Source organism: Mesorhizobium sp. LNHC229A00 (assembly GCF_000502415.1).
In the GTDB taxonomy this organism is placed as follows: domain Bacteria; phylum Pseudomonadota; class Alphaproteobacteria; order Rhizobiales; family Rhizobiaceae; genus Mesorhizobium.
Genome location: NZ_AYWQ01000021.1, coordinates 87,497 through 108,171, shown reverse-complemented (window position 1 = coordinate 108,171; position 20,675 = coordinate 87,497). Strand labels below are relative to the sequence as shown.

The 20,675-nt window shown below is 63.4% G+C and carries 13 protein-coding genes and 1 pseudogene; 3 read left to right on the top strand and 11 right to left on the bottom strand.

The window, feature by feature from the left end:
- Positions 1-78: 78 nt before the first annotated feature.
- The 4 genes from X742_RS143635 to X742_RS143645 all read right to left on the bottom strand — a co-directional run bounded on the left by X742_RS143635 (position 79) and on the right by X742_RS143645 (position 4,455).
- Positions 79-1,506: a glutamate-1-semialdehyde 2,1-aminomutase gene (locus tag X742_RS143635; protein WP_023774753.1), complete on the bottom strand. Its 1,428-nt coding sequence runs from the start codon at positions 1,504-1,506 to the stop codon at positions 79-81.
- Between the two features lie 561 nt (positions 1,507-2,067).
- Positions 2,068-2,742, bottom strand: coding sequence for a response regulator transcription factor (locus X742_RS03720; protein WP_023774752.1), 675 nt, complete (start codon positions 2,740-2,742; stop codon positions 2,068-2,070).
- A 761-nt stretch (positions 2,743-3,503) separates the two neighbouring features.
- Complete coding sequence (locus X742_RS143640) at positions 3,504-3,728, bottom strand: hypothetical protein (protein WP_023774751.1); 225 nt, start codon at positions 3,726-3,728, stop codon at positions 3,504-3,506.
- Between the two features lie 493 nt (positions 3,729-4,221).
- Positions 4,222-4,455: a hypothetical protein gene (locus X742_RS143645; protein WP_023774750.1), complete on the bottom strand. Its 234-nt coding sequence runs from the start codon at positions 4,453-4,455 to the stop codon at positions 4,222-4,224.
- Positions 4,456-4,935: 480 nt separating this feature from the next.
- Here X742_RS143645 and X742_RS1000000173145 point away from each other — a divergent pair.
- Both X742_RS1000000173145 and X742_RS143650 read left to right on the top strand, forming a co-directional pair.
- A pseudogene (locus X742_RS1000000173145) lies at positions 4,936-5,768 on the top strand (hypothetical protein).
- 898 nt (positions 5,769-6,666) lie between these two features.
- Complete coding sequence (locus X742_RS143650; RefSeq protein WP_023774747.1) at positions 6,667-6,987, top strand: DUF982 domain-containing protein; 321 nt, start codon at positions 6,667-6,669, stop codon at positions 6,985-6,987.
- Positions 6,988-7,176: 189 nt separating this feature from the next.
- Here the strand turns inward: X742_RS143650 and X742_RS143655 are convergent, their stop codons facing one another.
- From X742_RS143655 to X742_RS1000000176090, 4 genes are all read right to left on the bottom strand, one after another.
- Positions 7,177-8,910 carry a tetratricopeptide repeat protein gene (locus X742_RS143655; RefSeq protein WP_031248471.1) on the bottom strand — a complete coding sequence of 578 codons (1,734 nt, stop codon included), beginning with the start codon at positions 8,908-8,910 and terminating at the stop codon, positions 7,177-7,179.
- A 23-nt stretch (positions 8,911-8,933) separates the two neighbouring features.
- Complete coding sequence (locus X742_RS143660; RefSeq protein WP_084569654.1) at positions 8,934-10,340, bottom strand: HlyD family type I secretion periplasmic adaptor subunit; 1,407 nt, start codon at positions 10,338-10,340, stop codon at positions 8,934-8,936.
- 38 nt (positions 10,341-10,378) lie between these two features.
- Positions 10,379-12,868 (bottom strand): peptidase domain-containing ABC transporter, encoded by a 2,490-nt coding sequence (locus X742_RS143665; protein ID WP_023774744.1) that lies wholly within the window; start codon positions 12,866-12,868, stop codon positions 10,379-10,381.
- A gap of 221 nt (positions 12,869-13,089) precedes the next feature.
- The gene (locus X742_RS1000000176090) at positions 13,090-13,269 is read right to left on the bottom strand and encodes a hypothetical protein (RefSeq protein ID WP_023774743.1); all 180 of its coding nucleotides are present in this window, start codon (positions 13,267-13,269) and stop codon (positions 13,090-13,092) included.
- A 298-nt stretch (positions 13,270-13,567) separates the two neighbouring features.
- On the opposite strand from X742_RS1000000176090, the gene X742_RS1000000176080 reads away from it, so the two are divergent.
- The gene (locus X742_RS1000000176080; protein ID WP_280800200.1) at positions 13,568-14,059 is read left to right on the top strand and encodes a DUF4573 domain-containing protein; all 492 of its coding nucleotides are present in this window, start codon (positions 13,568-13,570) and stop codon (positions 14,057-14,059) included.
- 739 nt (positions 14,060-14,798) lie between these two features.
- Here X742_RS1000000176080 and X742_RS1000000176625 read toward each other — a convergent pair.
- The 3 genes from X742_RS1000000176625 to X742_RS1000000176060 form a co-directional block, all read right to left on the bottom strand.
- Entirely contained in the window at positions 14,799-18,710 is a 3,912-nt protein-coding gene (locus X742_RS1000000176625) for a DUF4347 domain-containing protein (RefSeq protein WP_280800201.1), read from the bottom strand.
- Positions 18,707-19,690, bottom strand: coding sequence for a DUF4347 domain-containing protein (locus tag X742_RS143675; RefSeq protein ID WP_245275625.1), 984 nt, complete (start codon positions 19,688-19,690; stop codon positions 18,707-18,709). The genes X742_RS1000000176625 and X742_RS143675 overlap by 4 nt, the downstream gene beginning before the upstream one ends.
- A gap of 615 nt (positions 19,691-20,305) precedes the next feature.
- On the bottom strand, positions 20,306-20,485 hold the full coding sequence (locus X742_RS1000000176060) for a hypothetical protein (protein WP_023774740.1): 180 nt from the start codon (positions 20,483-20,485) through the stop codon (positions 20,306-20,308).
- Positions 20,486-20,675 lie beyond the last annotated feature (190 nt).

Sequence of the window (20,675 nt, the reverse complement as noted above, 5' to 3'; positions counted from 1 at the left end):
ACACCATCCTCGACGTGGTTGGCGATCTTCGCACGACACTTTTGGGGCACCACGCTCTGCCAGATCGAGGTTACCGGCTCATGAAGTGGATACGAGCCCGCGGGTTTCTGATTGCCGTTTGGTCTCACTGCTCGCTGGCCGAGGGTTCTGTGAGACCGCCGGTATCGGGGCCTGTGCATCGCCATTGTTGAAGCGACGAAACACGATCTGCGAGGGGCGGCCAACCAAAAATTGGCTTGCTCCCGAATCCAGGGCCTTCGCGTACACGCCCAGAGCACCATCGACGGCGTCTATGGTTTTCATGACGGCCGCGTCGTCGTGCGTGTAGCTGACGACGAGAGATGGCATCAGGACACCACGCTTGATCGTCTCCTGCAGGAACAGGGAACGGTATGTCTGTGAGGGCTTGCCGTCCTGGTCAAGCGTGGCGTAGGCGAGACAACTGGGACGGCCGACAACTTTGAAGTGCCGATCCAGTCCATGGTGTCTGGAAACCTCCATGATACCTTCCTTCAATTTCGTTCCCTGATGGTGCAGGTGTTCGATGACGGGCTGGTCCCGATAGACCCCTACGGTCGCGATGGCCGCGGCAAGCGCGTGGGTTTCCGCGCCATGCGTAGTCGACAGCAGAAACACACGGGGGCGATCCGTATGCTCGAGCCCACCCAGCCGCATATATTCGCGTTTGCCTGCCAGGGCAGAAACCGAAAAACCATTGCCAAGAGCCTTGCCGAACGTCGACAAGTCCGGTTCGATGCCATAGAGCCTTTGTGCTCCCGCTGCATGCCATCTGAACCCGGTGATCATTTCATCGAGAATGAACAGCGCGCCATTTTCCCGGCAAAGACGCTGGACATTATGCAGGAAGCCGTCGGCCGGATCGTCGCCACGGGAAGGTTCCAGGATCAGAGCGGCCACCTTACTCGGGTGCCTGTCGAACAAATCCTTGACACTAGCGATGTCGTTGTACCGGAAGGTGAGGGTCAGGTTTTGAACCGCTTCTGGAATTCCCGCATTCATCGGTGTGGTACCGATGAACCAATCGTCTGTCGAAAAGAAAGGGTGGTCGGCGCAGCACGCGACGAGATCGCGACCCGTGTAGGCGCGGGCAAGGCGGACGGCGCCTGACGTCGCGTCCGATCCGTCCTTGCAGAATTTTACCATCTGCGCGCCGACGAGTTCAAGGAAGGTTTCGGCGCAGTCAACTTCGATCCTTGCGGGGCGCGTGAAGTTGGCTCCGCCGGCAAGCGCCGCCTCCACCGCCCTGAGCACCGTTGGGTATGCATGCCCCAGCCCGACGGAACGGTTGCCCATGCCGTATTCGATGTATTGGTTTCCGTCGACATCCCAGACGTGGCACCCCAGACCACGTTCGATAAAGCCCGGCGCGAGAATGGGATACTGATCCTCGCCTTTCGCGTAGGTGTGACTGCCGCCTGGGATCAGCTCACGGCCACGTTCTTGAAGGCGTCCCGATTTGCGAAAACAGAGGCTTTGCTCAGGCATGCGGACTGCTCCAGTTCGACAGAAAGTCTAGATGTCTGAGCCTGGATTTTCGCGTTCTCCATAAGGTCACCGGTTTAGCACTTATGGTGGATAGAAGGCGCGATTGTGCGGTCTTGTGCGGCAAACGCGCCAACTGACAAGCAGCATCAAGGCGCAAGCGAATGAGTTGGCGCAGCGTTTCCCCATGCCGGGAGCAGCTAATCCAGCGTAGGTTGCTTGAACTAGGCTCAACGCTGGAAGCTGGGGGAACAATTTGGCGTGCGCGAAAACGCGCTGAGGAGCATTGCGCCGCGGCTGTTGCTAAGTACGATCCCTCACCCGGACATCCCGGAAATTCCAGGCGATCCTGCCAAATAGCGGTCCCTCACGTGATCACGCCATTCCCGGGAAAGAATCTTATGGTAAACAGCTAGCAGCGGTCGATTCCCCCGGGATGTAGCCGCTCAGAATGAAGCCCGCCCGGGTCGCTACCGTGGCGGGCTTTTCGTTGACCGCGACCCGCTTGGTGCGTTCGCTACATAAGACCGCGATCGTACATTGAGGGAAGGCGGCGGATTGCGATCACCGTTCAGCCGCAGTTCCTTCCGCGAAGAGATCATTGACCTTGTATGCGACTTCCGTGCGGTTGGTCGCCTTGAGCTTTTTCATGATGTTGCGGATGTGCACCTTCACCGTGCTTTCGCGCAGGTTCAGTTCAAAGGCGATGATCTTGTTGGCCTTGCCGCGTCGGAGCGCCTGCGCGACCTCAGCCTGCCTGAGCGTGAACATGCCGGTCAAAGGCGCATCACGGCTGCCTGAATCTATCAGGTGCCGCATAGACAGAACGCTACTTGCCGGAACGAAGATGCCTCCCGCTGCCGCAAGATTGATTGCCTCGACACAGACATCGATCCCTACAGAGGTTGGAATGTAGCCACGCGCGCCACATTCGAGAGCCGTCAGTATCTGTGCGAGGTCTTCGGTGTCCGCCAAAATCACGACGGGCACCGACTTGAATTCGCACGAAATTCGCCTGATCTGGTCCGCGATACCCTGGTCGGTGACTTTCCGGCCGCCCAGATTGAAGAGAATGGCTGCAAGGGTCATCCCCTCTTTGGCGCGCCATTCGGCAATCGATCCCATGGCCTCGACGGCCATGCCGAGATCGTGGTCTTCCAGAGCCGATGCGAGACATTCGCGGTCGAGCGCCCTTCCGTCCAGGATGAGCAGACATTCCCTGCCTGCTCGTTGCACCATTCCCGCTCCGCCCGCCGGGATTTCTGCCTGATCTGCCGAAGTATATTTATGCAGTTCTACTGTGGAGCCCATACTCTTACCCACCCTTTTTCCAAGCGATCCGCCCTGCGGCGGCCCAATTAGCCCCTCACTCTTCAGTTCCTTCAGAAATTGAAAAATAGCGCCCACCGTTTTGGGAGCTTCAGCTGGAATTTGCCCAGCCTTGCACCCACTGCTGTTCCCTGTTCCCAATCCCAACCAGAACAACCTGAGCTTATGGGCTATTTATCAGCCAGCGCTAACTTAGATTAACATTTGGTTAAATTTTTGAATCAGCGAAAAACACTGACGGCTAGCGCCGCCGCAGGCGCTACCGTTTTGGGTAAACATGCGAGCTGGCCGGTCGATGTTGTGGAGCGTCTGAGTATCGCAGGACATCGCAACACTCTGAAGGTGAACCATCCGAAGACGGCTGGCCTGGGCGGTCCTCACCCATAGGCGTAGCCGAGGACTGCTTGCCCCGCCGGCAGTCAAAAGCCATGTATCTCCAAAGCATCGGGGGAGTGCATAGGCGCGGGCACTGTCATCTAAGCGCCTGCTTCGCGCAAAGGACCGCGTAGGGCATCTTCCTGGCGCTCCTTGGACGCTGTGGCAAATGCCAGCTCGTTTGGTTGGGAAGGCAAGGCAAATCCGCCAGCATCCCTTGCGGACATGAGGGTCCGAAGCAGCACACGGTGCCGCCGCACTTACACCGACAGAGCTACGCTATGTACAGCTCGGGCTCAGGCGGTCCCCTGGGGATCATTCTCGGTCAGCCAAGATGCGTCCAGAACAGGTCCGGCATTCTGGACATCGGCTTCGAAGGCGTCGATCAACCTCTTGGCGGCTTTGCTGGCGATATGACTCTCAGGGTAGGTGGCCTTCACGGCCCGTGCACACTCGTAAACCTCCTTGAGTTTCCTAACCTGCTTGAGCCCTAACGCGCGATATACTCCCTGGCTGGTCATATCGCCTCTCCTCCCTATCGTGGAATTCTCCGCTGCCCGGCCTACTATGCGTCAGCCTGACAGTGGGTTTCCTGGCTGAAATCAAAAACTGCCGTGCGACTGTAGTAAGATCGTCGGCTTCCCGGGTCGAGGCGTTCTTTAGGGGGCCCGCCGGAACCTAGGCTTAGCCATTCGCGGGAGGGTATGACCCGTTTCCCGCTCCTTTCGCACACCTGCTTTGTTCTCGCTTGATGATCAGGGCCCGGTCATGTTTAAAATGGACGGCGATGTTGATTAACCGGCGACCTTGGGCTCGAACGCCCTTGGCTGGGGCGCCGGTCGTCTGGCAAGGAGAGGAGGGTTGCCGCCAAAGCCGGTCGCAGCCTGCGGGCTCTGCCGAATTAAGTGCAACACGATGGCGCCACAAGCCTGCCTGACCTGACCTGCGCATCCGACGGCTATATCGTTGCGGGGCAGCTCATCCGTGCGAAGCTGATGCCGGTTTTGCGGATTTTCAGAAGACTTTTATATTGCAATCAATATTTGCTTCCATCACGGGCCTACGGCTTTCGTCGGATACGACCACCGAAAGCTTGCTTTGCAACTCGCCCTGAACTTCGTCCTGTGCCATGGCGACCAGCATTCTGACTGCGTCTACCCGGGCCTCGCGCGCACCGACGTAATGGGTGCCCTCCGTGTCGGGAAAATGGGACTTGCCGTCTCGGACATCGAAAAAAAACAGTGGCATTTTGCATCCGCGCTTAACAACAAACCGCTCGTCAAAGCGGGGTTTGCATCTTGCTCACGGCTGCTTAGGGCATTCTCCCGCAACATTCTAGCAACCTCAGATGGTCCACCGGAGACGGTTGTGGAGAACCCAAATCGGGTTGATCACAAAATATTAAAAGCATTGATCGGCCGGCAGAACCGCTTGCCGAGACTCCCCCTCCTGCATTATCGGGAACGCGCTTTCATCGCCATTCCAAAAGCAGTGTCGGCCCGCTCAGGGGCCCACACTCACGCTCGTCGACTGTCGCGACAGGCTCAGCCAAACTGATAGATAGGCCTGAGGAACGGTTCCAGTAAGCTACCGCCTTGACAAGCGAATGTGTGTCGTTTGCCTCCTGCGGAGTTTCCTCTCGTGCCTCTGAATTTCGTTTCCGAAGCCCGGCCCAACACGTTCGCGTTTGAAACCTCNTGTCGTTTGCATCCTGCGGAGTTTCCTCTCGTGCCTCTGAATTTCGTTTCCGAAGCCCGGCCCAACACGTTCGCGTTTGAAACCTCTGCGCTGATCAAGGCATGCGGATTTAGGGAATATGACGCGCGCTGGTGGTTTGGCCAGGTCGCGCCAGAACTCAATCTGATTGGCGTCCAGGCGCTTGGCATGGGGCTCGGCACGATGATCCGCCGTCTCGGCGTCGGGCCCGACATCGTCACCGGGCATGATTTCCGTTCCTATTCGCTTGGCATCAAGCTGNCACTGCTGGCGCCTTTGCCCCTGAAGCGCTGGAACGGATCGGCTGCGAAGTGATCCCGCTCGATGTCGAGCTTGACCATACGTTTCCAAACTACAATCCCAATCCGGAGGACATGCAGATGCTGCATGCCATCAGGGACAAGGTGCTGGAGACAGGGGCCGATGTCGGGTTGGGATTCGATGGCGACGGCGACCGCTGCGGTGTCGTCGACAATGAAGGCAACGAGATCTTTGCCGACAAGGTCGGCGTCATGCTGGCGCGGGATATCTCGCGGCNCCCCCACTGCGCGGACGATGTGAAGTACGGCGTCGTCGAACGGGTGGTCTCCGATTTTCAGGCTCTGAAGCGTGAAGGCTCCAGTTTTGCCGGCCAGAAGATCGGCGACCTCGTCACCGTCAATGGCGTGCGCGTCGTTGCCGAGGACGGCACCTGGGGTCTGGTGCGGGCTTCGTCGAACAAGCCGGAACTGGTCGTGGTCGTCGAAAGTCCGGTCTCGTCCGAGCGTCGCCGCCAGATGTTCGATGCCGTCGACGCCGTGCTGCGCCGCAGTCCGGAAGTCGGCTCCTACAATCAGACTTTTTGACAGGCCCAAGCGGCAGAATGGCGGCTTGGTGCAACTGATTCATTGCAAAGTGGGACGACGGATCCTTGCATCCGCATGCTGCAGGGCAGGCTCTGCCGGGGTTCGCAGCGTCAAAGGTGTGCCGTAATGGGTCACCGGCAAAATGGTCCTTTAATTGCATCTCCCGTCCGGCGTCAGGGGTGAACCTTTGGCGAGCGCTGGGATAACCATGATGATCGCAAACTCACCGCAGCTCGGCTGCAACAGGTGCAAACTTCCTCTTGTCGGCGATGAGACACGACCATCGAATGTCTTGAGATGCCCCGGTTGTGGGGCTTCAGACACGTGCGAAAATGTGATGCTGGAGATCGACGAAAGGCGAGCCGAAGCACTTTCGCGCGCTCTTTGCCGTCCTGAAGTGCGGAATGTAGGAACGGGTCGGAAAAGAGTGTACCGTTTCGCGCTTCTGTTTGGGGCAGGGCGGCTCGTGCGTGCCGACGTCAAAGATCGGCAGTAGCATTGCGCCGGCGGTCGGACCTTGCCTTGCCGTGCCGACAGCACCGGCAAGATCAGGTGCTTCTGGTGACCTGGTCGGGAGCGGCAATGGGAACCTGTATTCCTCGACGGTTAATTGTCTGCCAGGCTCTTCCTTAGGCAAACGATTTCTGGGCAGTATGCAGCCCTATGGTAGCTATCTGTACCGAGCAATGCAGGTAACGGCCCGCGCCGAGATCCATGGCAGCTGCCGGAAGTACCTGCGGCTTCGAGAATTGTTCGGAGGATCTTCGTCCGTAAGGCTTACTTGAATACTTGCAAGACTATGATGCATACTTGAGGCCACAGATGGTCCTTGGCCGGGCTATCTCAGTGCTGAGCAAGTGGCACTCGGATTACCGGTCGCCTTTAACGGAGCTCAACAATGACGCCCAAGCGCTTCACCCGCCCGGTGCAGGTATTTGTGGGACTTGGTGTTGCGCATGAGGTGTCGTCTGTCATGGACGCCTATCAGCTTCTCGACGAATGGGTCGGGTTCCGCAGCCCAACACACGCGGCCACGCTTGCGCTTTTCCGGTCTGCCCTTGCAGACGACAAAGATGCTGAAACGGCTCGCCTTGCCTTTGAGGCATTCGCTCGATCTCGGGGAATTCTAGCCGCGGAGGCGATCGAGTCCTCTGGTGGTGCTGCAGAAGAGTGGATGACAGCCTATGACAGGCGGTCAGAGATCGTGGTGGACAGCTAACGCAGTCGCCCAACAGTGACCTCGGTTGGGCAAGACGACAGATAAACCAACGATCTCAATTCGTTTCGACGCGAAGCGCTTAGGTGATGACCCGCGGTGGCTTGCAAGCTCTGAACGTGTCCGCACGAGGCCACTTTCGCGGGCGATCCCGCTACGAGCCTGACGATTTCTTGGCAAAATCGGCAAAGCTCAACCAGATACGGGCCCCGCGAGTTCGTCGGCCGCTTCACTGATGCCGCAGGCAGCCGCGCGCTCAAGCCAGACCCGGCCGGCCTCGGGGTCGCACTCGCCGGCCAGCCCTTTGACGAGGTAACGCCCGAGCATGAGCTGGGCTTGGCCATGCCCACGCCCGGCAGCGGCGGCGAACCATTTTTGCGCCGCCTTGTAGTCCACAGGCAGGGCCTGGCCAGCATCGTACAGCGCACCTAGCGCAAACATCGCACCAGCGTGACCGTCGTCGGCGGCCCCTTGGAACAGCTGCACTGCGGTCTCTGGCGTGCTCGTGCCGCCGCGCCCGTTGAGCAGCATCTCGGCAAGCGCGACCTGCGCATCGAGGACGCCAGCATTGGCCGCCCGGGCAAACCAGACGCGGGCCTGCCTTGGATCGGTCGCTACGCCGCGGCCATCCTGGAGGAGGCGGGCATACATATATTGCGCCTCCCCGACACCTTCGGCGGCCCGCCTCAGCCACTGCGCCGCTTGTCCCTCATCCTGGCGCACGCCAACGCCTTTGGCGAAGCAGAGCCCGAGATTGAATGCTGCAATCAGGTCGCCCGATGAGGCGGCGGCCTCGAACCAACCGGCAAGGCTTGCGCGGTCATCGGGCTCGCCGGCTCCTCCGAGCACGAGATTGGCGAGGTCTATCTGTGCGTCCTGATTGCCCGCATTCGCGGAGGCGCGCAGCCAGCGTGCTCCCTCTTCGACGTCCTCAGCCACGCCGTTCCCCGTTAGGTAGAGAGAGGCCAGTGCGCGGGCGGCGGCCTGGTGACCCGCTTCGGCCGCCCGCCGATACCAGTTGGCGGCTTCCGCGAAATCGGGCCGCTGCGTTTTCACATAGCGATCGCCCAGGAGATAGGCGGCCTCGACATTGCCGGCTAAGGCGGCACTGCGCATCCAGGCCTCGCCAGCAGCGGGATCATGGTCGACGAGGCCCCCGTCAATCAGTGCCAAGCCCAGCCGGAACTGGGCGGAGGGAAGGCCCTTCTCCGCAGCGGCCTGATAAAGTTGAGCGGCCGCCGCCAGGTCGCGTGAGACGCCGAGCCCGTGCTCGGTTAGGACCGCCAGAAGATAGGTTGCGGTCGGCAGGCCGGCGTCGGCCGCGCGTCGTACCTCGGCCGCGATCCTGACCCGGTGTTCGCGATTGCCACGCCGGGCGAGCGACAGGGCTAGGCCAAGACATCCTTCGGCACAGCCGGCGGAAGCCGACTTCTCGTACCAGTGATGCGCGGCTTCTGCATTGCGCATCGGCTTAGGACCGCTGGTGAGGATATAGCCAAGGATAGCCTGTCCGGTTGGCGAGCCCGCCTCGGCCGCCTTGGTAGCCAGTTCGAAGGCTGCCGTGAAGTCCGGTTCGCCTGGGCGGTCCCGTTTGAACAATTCTTCCGATCCGGCGCCTTTACTGGCGGCTTCCGCCGCGACCAGCCCGGTGACGTAGAGCGCGGCAAGGAGCGCCTGCGCATCGGCGCTGCCGTGGTTGGCTGCCCGCCGCAGCCAACGCGCCCCTTCCACACGGCTGGGCGGCACACCCGATCCCTCGAGATAGCAACGCGCGACCCGGTACTCGGCGTCGACAATCCCAGCGCGCGCCGCTACCGCCATAAGCGGAAAGGCTTCAGCGGGCTTGCCGCTGTCATAGAGCTGGATCGCCCTGCGCAACGCTGCCGCAGGGGAGGCAAGACCAGCCAGCCGATCTAGGATTGTCATCGAGTCTCGGTTCCTCCAGTGCTCTACGGCTCCCGCATCGCTTCCTGACCGATCGGGAGCATCGCACCGAGAATGTACTTGAGCACTGTGCGCCGGCCGACCTTTACGTCGGCGGTCACCGGCATGCCGGGGCTGACGGTGAAACCGGCAGGCACGCCGTGGAGGGCGACCTGATCGATGGAAATGCGCACGCGATAGAACGGCTCGGCGTCGGAAGGCAGCATGGCCAGCGAGCTGTTTGGATCGCGCGCTTGCTCCTGGGCAGAAAAGGAATCCGGGCTGAGCGTCCGCACGGTGCCATGCGCGAGCCCGTATTGCGAATAGGGGAAAGTGTCGAACTTGATGACCACCTGGTCGCCGACATGGACGAAGCCGCTGCTGCGGCCGACGATGTTTGTCTCGATCTCGAGCGGCGCGTTAGCCGGCACGAGCGTAATCAAGCGTTCGCCGGACTGCAGGACCGAACCGACCGAGACCTTGGCCACCGATTGGACGGTGGCGTCGGCTTCACTCTTCAATTCAACCAACTGCTTGCGCAGCTTTGCCTTGTTGAGAAGTTCGCGGGCGTCGGATATCCGCGAACTCGCCTCCGAAAGGCTTTGCGAGACATCGGCTCGCCATCCCTGAATGTAGCCGTCGCGCTCGGCGGCCACGGCCTGCTGCTGGAGCCTTGCGGCTTGGGCCGTCTGCTCGGCATTGCCAAGCGACCGGGACATTTCGGCGCGATTGTCTTCGGCCATCAGTGTGTTGAGGCGGCTGCCCACCTGCCGTGCTTCGAGCTGCTTGCGCATCTGTTCGATCGAGGCCGCCACTGCGAGCCGCTGGCGGTAGCCGTCGGCATCCGACAGCGAGCGCGAGATCACGGAACCGAGTTCGTCGCGCTGGCGGTCGAAATTTTCGACCTTGGCGTCGTAAACCGCCTTGCGGCGTTCAAAGATCGATGCCTGCAGCGTCCAGCTTGGGTCCAAACCATCATAGTTGAAGACCTTGCCGTCTGCTTCCGCCTTCAGGCGCGCCACTTCGGCTTCAAGCGTCGAAACTTGCATGGCAAGCGCCGCCAGGTCGGCTGAAGCAAAGGTCGCATCGAGGCGAGCAAGCACTTGACCGGCCTGAACGTGCTGTCCCTCACGAACGTCGATCGAACGCACGATCGCCGTCTCCAATGGCTGCACGAGGATGTTGGGCGCGTTTGACACCACCAGCCCCCTTGCCGTCACAACCTGATCCACGGGTATTAGTCCTGCCAGGGCGATCAGCGCCATGACGAGGCTGGCAATGATCCAGACGATGCCGCGCGCGGTGCGCGGAATGGGTGCATTGGTGACGGCGCTCGACGGCCACTGGAACTCGAGTATGGCCGGGGTTGTCGGATCTCTCGTTTCCATGCGCTGCCGTCGGGCGGGGAGGGCGATGATCGAGGTGCTACTCATGGGTTACCGGACCTGAAGCGTATATTGTCTTGGCATCGTCAAACCAGCCGCGGCGGGATGGCGACCGGACGGCCTTGGCGGCCATCGAGATGCCGGTTTTGCTGCGACCACAGCTGGCGATAGAGCGTGCATCGCTCGAGCAGCGTCGCGTGCGGTGCGACGTCGAGCACCTTACCTTGATCCATGACCAGGATGTTGTCGCATTCTGTCAGCGAGGACAGCCGGTGCGAAACGATGATCATGGTGCGCCCGCTGGCGATGCGCATGAGGTTGGCGCTGACCACGGCCTCGCTCTCGGGGTCGAGTGCGCTGGTCGCTTCGTCGAGGATGAGGATTGTCGGATCGTGGATGAGGGCGCGCGCGATCGCCAGCCGCTGCTTTTGACCGCCCGANTTGTCGCATTCTGTCAGCGAGGACAGCCGGTGCGAAACGATGATCATGGTGCGCCCGCTGGCGATGCGCATGAGGTTGGCGCTGACCACTGCCTCGCTCTCGGGGTCGAGTGCGCTTGTCGCTTCGTCGAGGATGAGGATTGTCGGATCATGGATGAGGGCGCGCGCGATCGCCAGCCGCTGCTTTTGACCGCCCGACAGATTGGGCGAACCTTCCTCGATATAGGTGTCGTAGCCATTGGGCATCCGCTCGATGAATTCCTGGGCGCCGGCCAGATGCGCGGCACGCATGGCATCCGAAAGCGTCAGGCCTGGGCGCCCGGCGATGATGTTGTCACGGATCGAGCCGCGGAACAGAAAGTTGTCCTGCAGCACCACGCCAAGCCCTTGGCGAAGATGGCGCAGGTTGATCTCCTTGAGGTCGACGCCGTCGAGCTTGAGGAAGCCGCTGTAATCGCGGTTGATCCCCTGCAGCAGGCGCGCGATTGTCGATTTCCCGGACCCGCTGCGCCCGACAATGCCAAACATGGTGCCGGCAGGAATGTGGAAGCTGACGCGGTCGAGCGCGGGCGTCTTTGTGGCGATATAGCTGAAGGTGAGGTCGCTGAACGCGACCTCGCCGACGAGCTTGGGTCTCAGGCCGGTCGAATTCGAGCTGCTTTCCAGCGGCCGGTTGAGAACCGACGCTGCCTCGCCGATCGCCGCGCCGACCTCCTCGTAGTCTTCAACCAGTCGCGCCAGGCCGACCAGCGGCTGCGCCACGCGCTGGGAGATCATCATGAAGGCGAACAGGCTGCCGACCATGTAGCCGGAACGGTCGTTCATCGCGAGATAGGCGCCGATCAGCATGGTGCCGAGCACCATCACGCGTTCGATCGGCGTGACCAGGGTCTGCGGCCAGCTGGCGAACTGGCCGAAGGCGAGACGGGCCTTTCCCGCTTCGGCCACCCGCTCATCCCAGAGCGCCTTGCGCTGCGGCTCGAGGCCGAGCGCCTTCACCGTCTTGATGCCGACGACCGTTTCGCCGAGCGCCGCCGACTTCCAGGTCTCGGCTTCGACCACCCGTTGGTACCTGCGGCGCAGCGGCTTGAGATAGGCGAGGATGATCAGCATGATCACGACCGCGCAGGCCACCACGATCCAGGCCAGCGTGGCGTTGATATAGAACATTACGGGCACCAGCACGCACAGCGTGATCAGGTCCAGGAACGTGCTGAGGAGCTTTCCGGTCAGGAATTCGCGGATACGATAGACCTGGGCGAGATGATACATGGTCTCGCCGGCTGGATGACGCTCGAAATAGTCGAGCGGCAGGCGCAGGAGCCGGCTAAAGACGTGCAGATGCAGCTTGGTGTCGAGACGGGCGCCGACGACGTTGATGATCATTCGCCGCGCATGGCCAAGCAGGGTCTCGTAGACGAAGACCACGGTAATGATCGCGGACAAGAGCACCAGGGTGGAGAGGCTGTTGAACTGCAGCACCTTGTTGACCAACGTCATGACCATCAGCGGCGGCAAGATGGTAAGGACACTCAGCGTGAAGGATGCAATGGCAATGTCGCGCAGGGGACGGCTTTCCAGCCGCACCAGTTCGGCCAGCCAGTGCAGGGTGAAAGGCGCGTCCGCCGCCACATGCGACCGTGTCGGGCGCAGCAGCACGGCCTCGCCCGTCCACACCTGGGACAGCCGCAGCTCGTCGACGGCGGTGACCTCGCCGTCGTCTGGCGCATCGGCACTTTTAAGGAAGACGACGTTGCGCTCGGCGCTCGCGCCGGTAAGGAGACCCGCGCCGCCATCGTTGAACAACAGGACGACCGGTCCGGTGTCCTGGAACCGCAAGAGGTGGGTCCAGCGGATGCGAATGGCGCGCGACCACATGCCGGCGTTCTGCGCCCACTCGGAGAGATCGGCGGCGCTCGGGACCGGGTTCGCCGTCCTGAATTCCGAGGGGTCGAGTTCGACGCCGTGATAGCGGGCGGCCCGCAGTACGGCCTTGAGGCGCGCCCCGAGCTGGTCGAGCTCGGCGGGACCGCCGGGCGGGTTCTGGCCGTCCGCCTGGCGAGCCGCGGCCTCTACTTCGGTGCCGGCGCGGATCCGGAGCGGCTGATTCTCGGCATTTACGGGAACGTTTACCACAGGCTTCCTATCCGATACGCAGCGCCAAGGACCAGAATGCCCAGGCCGAGGCGTTTCTGCCGAGGTTCCCGGCAATGCCGCACTGTACTCCGAACTGATCGGGAGCGCGACTCTCATGGCATTCCCTCTCTCGAGATGATGAACGCGCGGGTGCCGATTTCCAGCGAAGCCCGCGCGCCCGTTCTTAACCTGGACCAGTTACAGTCCAGTCCGTTCGCCGCTCACTCATGCGGCATCAAGAGATCCTTCAGGGTCGTCTTGGCGGTATGGTCGTTGCTGGCGTAGCCGGCGCCAGGCTTGGTCTGGTCGGAGGTAAGATCCGTGCTCGCCCCCGTCGGCTTGTTTTGGTTCTGACCGGATCCGCTGATCGTCTTGAGGACGTTGAGCAGGTCTGTCGTCACCGATGTCGCTGCAAGCCCGATCAGGCTGCGGAACGACGCTTGGCCGCCGGGGTCACCGCCGTTTCCTATCGAGCTCGACGGCAGGAATTTCGTGGTGTCCTTGAGGCCGAGCGAGTCGGACGTGACCTTGGCGGTCTTCTGGGTCGTTGTCGCCAGGGTCGGCGTGACAATCGAGTCGTGATGACCGCTCGAGGGTCCCGTCGGACCGGTTGGTCCGGTTGGACCTGTCGCGCCCTTGGGCCCGGTGTCGCCCTTAGGTCCGGTCGCGCCAGTCGAGCCGGTTGCGCCGGTCGGACCCGTGGCGCCCTTCGGCCCAGTGTCGCCCTTCGGCCCGGTGTCGCCCTTCGGCCCGGTGGAGCCGGTGGCTCCTGTTGCGCCGGTCGAACCGGTCGCGCCCTTGGGTCCGGTATCACCCTTGGGGCCGGTGTCGCCCTTCGGTCCGGTCGAGCCAGTAGAGCCGGTTGCGCCGGTCGCACCCGTCGCGCCCTTGGGGCCGGTATCGCCTTTCGGTCCTGTGTCGCCCTTAGGCCCGGTCGAGCCGGTTGAGCCCGTGGCACCAGTGGCACCCGTCGCGCCCTTGGGTCCGGTATCACCCTTGGGCCCGGTGTCGCCCTTCGGTCCGGTGTCGCCCTTAGGCCCGGTCGAGCCGGTCGAACCCGTGGCGCCAGTCGCACCCGTCGCGCCCTTCGGTCCGGTTTCACCCTTCGGTCCGGTCGAGCCGGTCGGACCCGTGGCACCGGTCGACCCCGTTGCACCAGTCGAGCCGGTGGCACCAGTCGCCCCGGTATGACCTGTTGCGCCGGTAGAGCCGGTCGAGCCAGTTGCACCTGTGGAGCCGGTGGCACCAGTCGCCCCGGTATGACCTGTTGCGCCGGTAGAGCCGGTCGAGCCAGTTGCACCTGTGGAGCCAGTCGCCCCGGTAGAGCCCGTCGCTCCGGTATGTCCTGTTGCACCTGTGGCTCCGGTTGCCCCGGTAGCGCCCCTGGCACCCGTGTCGCCGGTCGCACCTGTGGCGCCGGTTGCTCCGGTCGAGCCTGTGGCGCCGGTATCGCCGGTCGCACCTGTGGCGCCGGTATCACCAGTTGCGCCAGTGGCTCCGGTTGCTCCGGTCGAACCGGTCGAACCGGTCGCTCCGGTGTCGCCGGTCGCACCGGTTGCCCCAGTTGAGCCAGTTGCTCCGGAGTCGCCGGTAGCGCCTGTGGAACCGGTTGCTCCAGTCGAGCCTGTGGCACCCGTATCGCCGGTTGCACCGGTGGCGCCCGTCGAACCCGTGGCGCCGGTATCGCCGGTCGCACCTGTGGCTCCAGTTGCACCAGTCGAGCCCGTGGCTCCAGTCGAACCTGTGGCGCCTGTATCGCCGGTCGCACCCGTATCGCCGGTCGCACCTGTGGCGCCGGTTGCTCCAGTCGAACCCGTGGCTCCCGTATCGCCGGTCGCGCCTGTGGCTCCGGTGGCACCTGTCGAACCCGTGGCGCCCGTATCGCCGGTCGCACCCGTAGAACCTGTGGCTCCGGTCGAGCCGGTATCGCCTATTGCACCTGTGGCTCCGGTTGCGCCGGTCGAGCCCGTGGCTCCAGTCGAACCTGTGGCGCCTGTATCGCCGGTCGCACCTGTGGCTCCGGTCGAACCGGTATCGCCGGTTGCGCCCGTCGAACCCGTGGCACCCGTATCGCCAGTCGCACCTGTGGCTCCGGTTGCTCCAGTCGAGCCAGTCGCTCCGGTATCGCCGGTGGCACCGGTCGAACNCCGGTCGAACCCGTGGCACCCGTATCGCCGGTCGCACCTGTGGCTCCGGTTGCGCCAGTCGAACCGGTCGCTCCGGTATCGCCGGTCGAACCCGTGGCACCCGTATCGCCGGTCGCACCTGTGGCCCCGGTTGCTCCAGTCGAGCCAGTCGCTCCGGTGTCGCCAGTTGCACCAGTTGAGCCTGTGGCTCCCGTATCGCCGGTCGCACCTGTGGCTCCGGTTGCTCCAGTCGAGCCAGTCGCTCCGGTATCGCCGGTGGCACCGGTCGAACCCGTGGCACCCGTATCGCCGGTCGCACCTGTGGCTCCGGTTGCGCCAGTCGAACCTGTGGCGCCGGTATCACCAGTTGCTCCAGTCGAGCCTGTGGCACCAGTCGAACCCGTTGCACCCGTATCACCAGTCGCTCCGGTATCGCCGGTGGCGCCGGTCGAACCAGTTGCGCCAGTCGAGCCTGTGGCTCCGGTCGAGCCAGTCGCTCCGGTATCGCCGGTCGCACCCGTATCTCCGGTCGCACCTGTGGCTCCAGTTGCTCCGGTCGAGCCCGTTGCACCGGTGTCGCCAGTCGCACCTGTGGCTCCGATTGCTCCAGTCGAACCAGTCGCTCCGGTATCGCCAGTTGCACCAGTTGAGCCCGTCGCTCCGGTATCGCCGGTCGCGCCTGTGGCTCCAGTTGCTCCGGTCGAACCCGTTGCGCCTGTATCACCAGTCGCACCTGTTGCGCCGGTGGCCCCTGTAGAGCCCGTGGCGCCCGTATCACCAGTTGCGCCTGTGGCTCCGGTTGCTCCGGTCGAGCCCGTGGCACCGGTATCGCCGGTCGCACCGGTGGCTCCGGTATCGCCAGTTGCTCCGGTCGAACCCGTGGCACCCGTATCGCCGGTTGCGCCCGTTGCGCCCGTGGCTCCAGTCGAGCCCGTGGCACCCGTATCGCCGGTCGCACCCGTGGCACCGGTTGCTCCNTGCTCCGGTCGAGCCCGTGGCGCCGGTATCGCCGGTCGCACCCGTGGCTCCGGTTGCTCCGGTCGAACCCGTGGCACCTGTATCGCCGGTCGCACCTGTGGCTCCAGTTGCTCCTGTCGAACCCGTGGCTCCCGTATCGCCGGTCGCACCTGTGGCTCCGGTTGCTCCGGTCGAGCCAGTCGCTCCGGTATCGCCAGTTGCACCAGTTGAGCCCGTCGCTCCGGTATCGCCAGTTGCTCCGGTCGAACCCGTGGCACCNGTATCGCCGGTCGCACCTGTGGCTCCGGTTGCTCCGGTCGAACCCGTGGCACCTGTATCGCCGGTCGCACCTGTGGCTCCGGTATCACCCGTCGCGCCTGTGGCACCAGTTGCTCCAGTCGAACCCGTGGCACCTGTAGAGCCCGTGGCTCCGGTATCGCCGGTTGCACCGGTGGCGCCTGTTGCTCCGGTCGAGCCAGTCGCTCCGGTATCACCCGTCGCGCCTGTGGCACCAGTTGCTCCAGTCGAACCCGTGGCACCTGTATCGCCGGTCGCACCCGTGGCACCGGTTGCTCCGGTCGAACCCGTGGCACCGGTTGCTCCGGTCGAGCCCGTGGCCCCTGTAGAGCCCGTTGCACCGGTGTCGCCAGTCGCACCTGTGGCTCCGGTTGCTCCAGTCGAGCCAGTCGCTCCGGTATCGCCAGTTGCACCAGTTGAGCCCGTCGCTCCGGTATCGCCAGTTGCTCCGGTCGAACCCGTGGCACCNGTATCGCCGGTCGCACCCGTGGCACCGGTTGCTCCGGTCGAGCCCGTGGCCCCTGTAGAGCCCGTGGCACCCGTATCGCCTGTCGCACCCGTGGCGCCTGTTGCTCCGGTCGAGCCAGTCGCTCCGGTATCACCCGTCGAGCCCGTGGCACCCGTATCGCCGGTCGCACCCGTGGCACCGGCTGCTCCGGTCGAGCCCGTGGCGCCGGTATCGCCGGTCGCACCCGTGGCTCCGGTTGCTCCGGTCNTGCTCCGGTCGAGCCCGTGGCGCCGGTATCGCCGGTCGCACCCGTGGCTCCGGTTGCTCCGGTCGAACCCGTGGCACCTGTATCGCCTGTCGCACCCGTGGCGCCAGTTGCTCCGGTCGTACCCGTGGCGCCGGTATCGCCGGTCGCACCTGTGGCTCCGGTTGCTCCGGTCGAACCCGCGGCGCCGGTTGCACCTGTCGAACCTGTGGCGCCCGTATCGCCTGTGGCGCCTGTCGTGCCCGTAGCTCCGGTTGCTCCGGTCGAGCCCGTGGCTCCGGTAGCGCCGGTTGAGCCAGTAGCGCCAGTTGAACCTGTGGCCCCGGTTGAGCCAGTCGTGCCGGTTGCGCCCGTTGAACCTGTGGCGCCAGTAGCCCCCGTAGCTCCGGTGGAACCCGTTGCACCCGTCGAGCCCGTGGATCCGGTCGCACCTGTGGCGCCGGTCGCGCCCGTAACACCTGTCGAACCCGTGGCTCCGGTAGCGCCCGTGGCGCCCGTCGAACCTGTGGCGCCGGTTGCGCCTGTGGCGCCGGTTGAGCCAGTCGCGCCGGTCAAGCCAGTGGCGCCGGTCGAACCCGTAGCGCCCGTCGAACCCGTCGCGCCCGTCGAACCTGTGGTGCCCGTCGAACCTGTGGCACCGGTCGCACCCGTAGCGCCGGTTGAACCTGTGGCGCCGGCCGAGCCCGTGGCACCGGTCGAGCCCGTGGCGCCCGTTGAACCTGTGGCGCCAGTCGCGCCCGTGGCGCCGGTCGAGCCCGTGGCACCGGTCGAGCCCGTGGCGCCCGTTGAACCTGTGGCGCCAGTCGCGCCCGTGGCGCCGGTCGAGCCCGTGGCGCCGGTCGAGCCCGTGGCACCGGTCGCACCAGTGGCACCAGTGGCATTGGCAGCCAGCATACTGGTGGTTATTGATCCGGTCTGTTCATTGTTGACTGTATACTGTCCTGCACCTGAGCCGTTGCTCGAATTGAAGGTCGCGTTGTATACACTAATATCAAAAGTGCCGGACGCCGGGGGCCCGACAGAAGCGTCACCGACGTCATAACTACCAGTATTAGAAACAAATACTGGAATCGTATAATTACCTGCCGCACTGCCTGCGGGAACGACAAAATTACCAACGACAGTCTGTGCGCCAGAGCTATTGGTAATTACTACAAAGTATGTCCCCGCTGTTGTATTGACAGGCCAAGATCCATAGAGGTACCAGATACCCGCACTGGTTACATTTATCGTTTCGGCGAGCACCCCCGCATATTGCTCCGTCGCCATCACCGTTAGCGGCGGTCGCGCCGCAGTTCGACCCGGCAGCGCCTCCAGCTCCCACTTTCCGCCGAGCGCTGCCGCGCCGACGAGACCCGTCGCCGCCGTTACGGGCGCGCCGGCTGCTTGCGACAGTGCATCTACAAACGCCCGACCGCGAGCGCCTCCGCCTGTGCTGCAGCCCCACAGCAACAGATCGCCATCAGGCTCCAGGGCAATACCGATCGCCGCGAGATCGTCGAAATACCGGTCGACGTTCGCAAGCGAAAGTGCACCGCTGCTGAAGCTGAGCTCACCCGGGCGACCATGGACGACGATGTGGATCGCATCGAGGCCTTCGCGGCCGCGCAAGGTGTGCGCGATCTCTTGGCAAGCGGGTCTTGCGCCGCCCAGAAGAACCGGCTGAACGCCCGGCCTCAGCCCTGCGACAAGCAAGGCAATGTCGGCGATGGCCGGATCGATGAAGACGATCTCGCGAGCGTTGTTCATCTTGCTGCCCCCCGGTCAGTCTGGTTGGGGGTGACGTCACCTATGTTGTTCAGGGTTGCCGATATCGCCGGGTTGAAGTCGCCGACGGACCATGTCCCAGCATTGTTGCCAGAAGAACTCCAGCGGCCATTGTAGACCGCGATCGTATTCGGGCCTGGAGCGCTTGGACCCACAGTGTAGCGCCCGGCAGGAAGGGCTTCGGAGATCGCAAAAGTGCCGCCGAAATTTGTCGGAACGATAAATTGCCCGACGACATTCAGTGTCCCGCCTTCGTTCAGGACGATGAAATACGTGCCCGCCGCTGTGCCGGCAGGCCACTGCCCGAAAACGGTGAGCCGTTCGCCTTGGCCCGTCGAGGTCAATGGCACAGCCAGCACTGCTGCGTAATTCATGATACCCCCCGGGGTCAGCGGCGGCCGCGCCGCGGCCTCTCTCGTTCGCATGTTTAATTTCCAGTCGCCGCCAAGCGCCGGCGACCCAACCAGGTCGTCGGCGGCCGCGACTGGCGTTCCCGCCGCTCGAGACAGCGCCTCGACAAAATCGGTTCCGGCAGCACCGGCGCCGGCGTTGCAGCTCCACAAAAGCAGTTCGCCGTCCTCGCCCAGCGCCTGGCCGATCGTGGCGAGATCGGCCTCATCGTCCTGCAGCGTCCGCGCCGACCATTCGCCGGCCGCGAAGCACACCAGGCCGGGCGCGCCGTGGGCGATGACGTGCACCGCGTCGAGGCCGTCGCGCCCTTCGAGCGCCAGCGCAATCTGGCGCGCGGCCGGGCGCTCGGAGTCGAGCAGGATCGCTTCGACCTGTGGCCTCAGGTTCGCGAGGACCGTGCCGAGATCGGCTACTGAGGGATCGACGAAAAGGATTTCGGAAGGGCGGGGCGCATCAGTCCCCGCGTTCGGGCGATCAGTCGCAGCGTCCGGTAGCGGATCAATCCGGCGCCCGTCGAACCGCGGGAATGCACCGACGCCCCCATGGGGCACACGCGACAACACTTGACTCACAGCCACCCAACTCCCATCGCCGGTGCCGCCGATGTCTCGACGGCAAACTCGCGAGTGAACTCCGGAATGGGAAACCGTCTGCCTTCCGCCGAAGCATAGGCAACGGACGCGACATGTAACGGTACGCCCTGTGGACGCACCTTCTTCATGCGCGAAATTGCCTTGCTACCCGATCCCTGTCCAACCCACCTGCACAGACCTTACGGCCACCGACCGTGCGATCTGCGGGCACCCTCCATACCCCGCATATTAGTAAATTCGAAAATTAGGCATTTGTAAACTATTAAGTAGGGAATTGGTAAATTTCGGAGAGCGAGGCAGCAGACCTCACTCAATAGTGAGGCATCTGCCTCGCCCAAATTGTTCCTGAAATCGAATACTTGCCGGCTTTCTTTCAGTTGCTGTGAACCTGTGAATAATCCCCGTGGCCGGGCCAGCGGCGGAGTTTGCCGGGTGCCCAGCTGGTCTGACCATGATCGGCGATGGAGGCGCTGCAGGAAGCCAACAAGGAACAACGATCGGCGCGCGGGCTTCCAGCGAAGCCCGCGCGCCCGTTCTCAACCCGGACCATTCACCGTCCGGTCCGTTTGCCGCTCACTCATGCGGCTTCAAGAGATCCTTCAGTGTCGTCTTGACGGTATGGTCGTTGCTGGCGTAGCCGGCGCCAGGCTTGGTCTGGTCCGAGGTGAGATCCGTGCTCGCCCCCGTCGGCTTGTTCGGGTTCTGACCAGATCCGCTAACCGTCTTGAGGACGTTCAGCAGGTCTGTCGTCACCGATGTGGCTGCAAGCCCGATCAGGTTGCGGAACGACGCCTGGCCGCCGGGATCACTGCCGTTTCCGCTCGAGCTCGGCTGCAGGAATTGCGTCGTGTCCTTGAGCCCCAGCGTTCTGGCGGTGACGTTGGCATTGTGCCCGCCGTTCCCGCCGCCAGAGTTGCCCTGACCTTGGTGTCCGCTGTTGTCG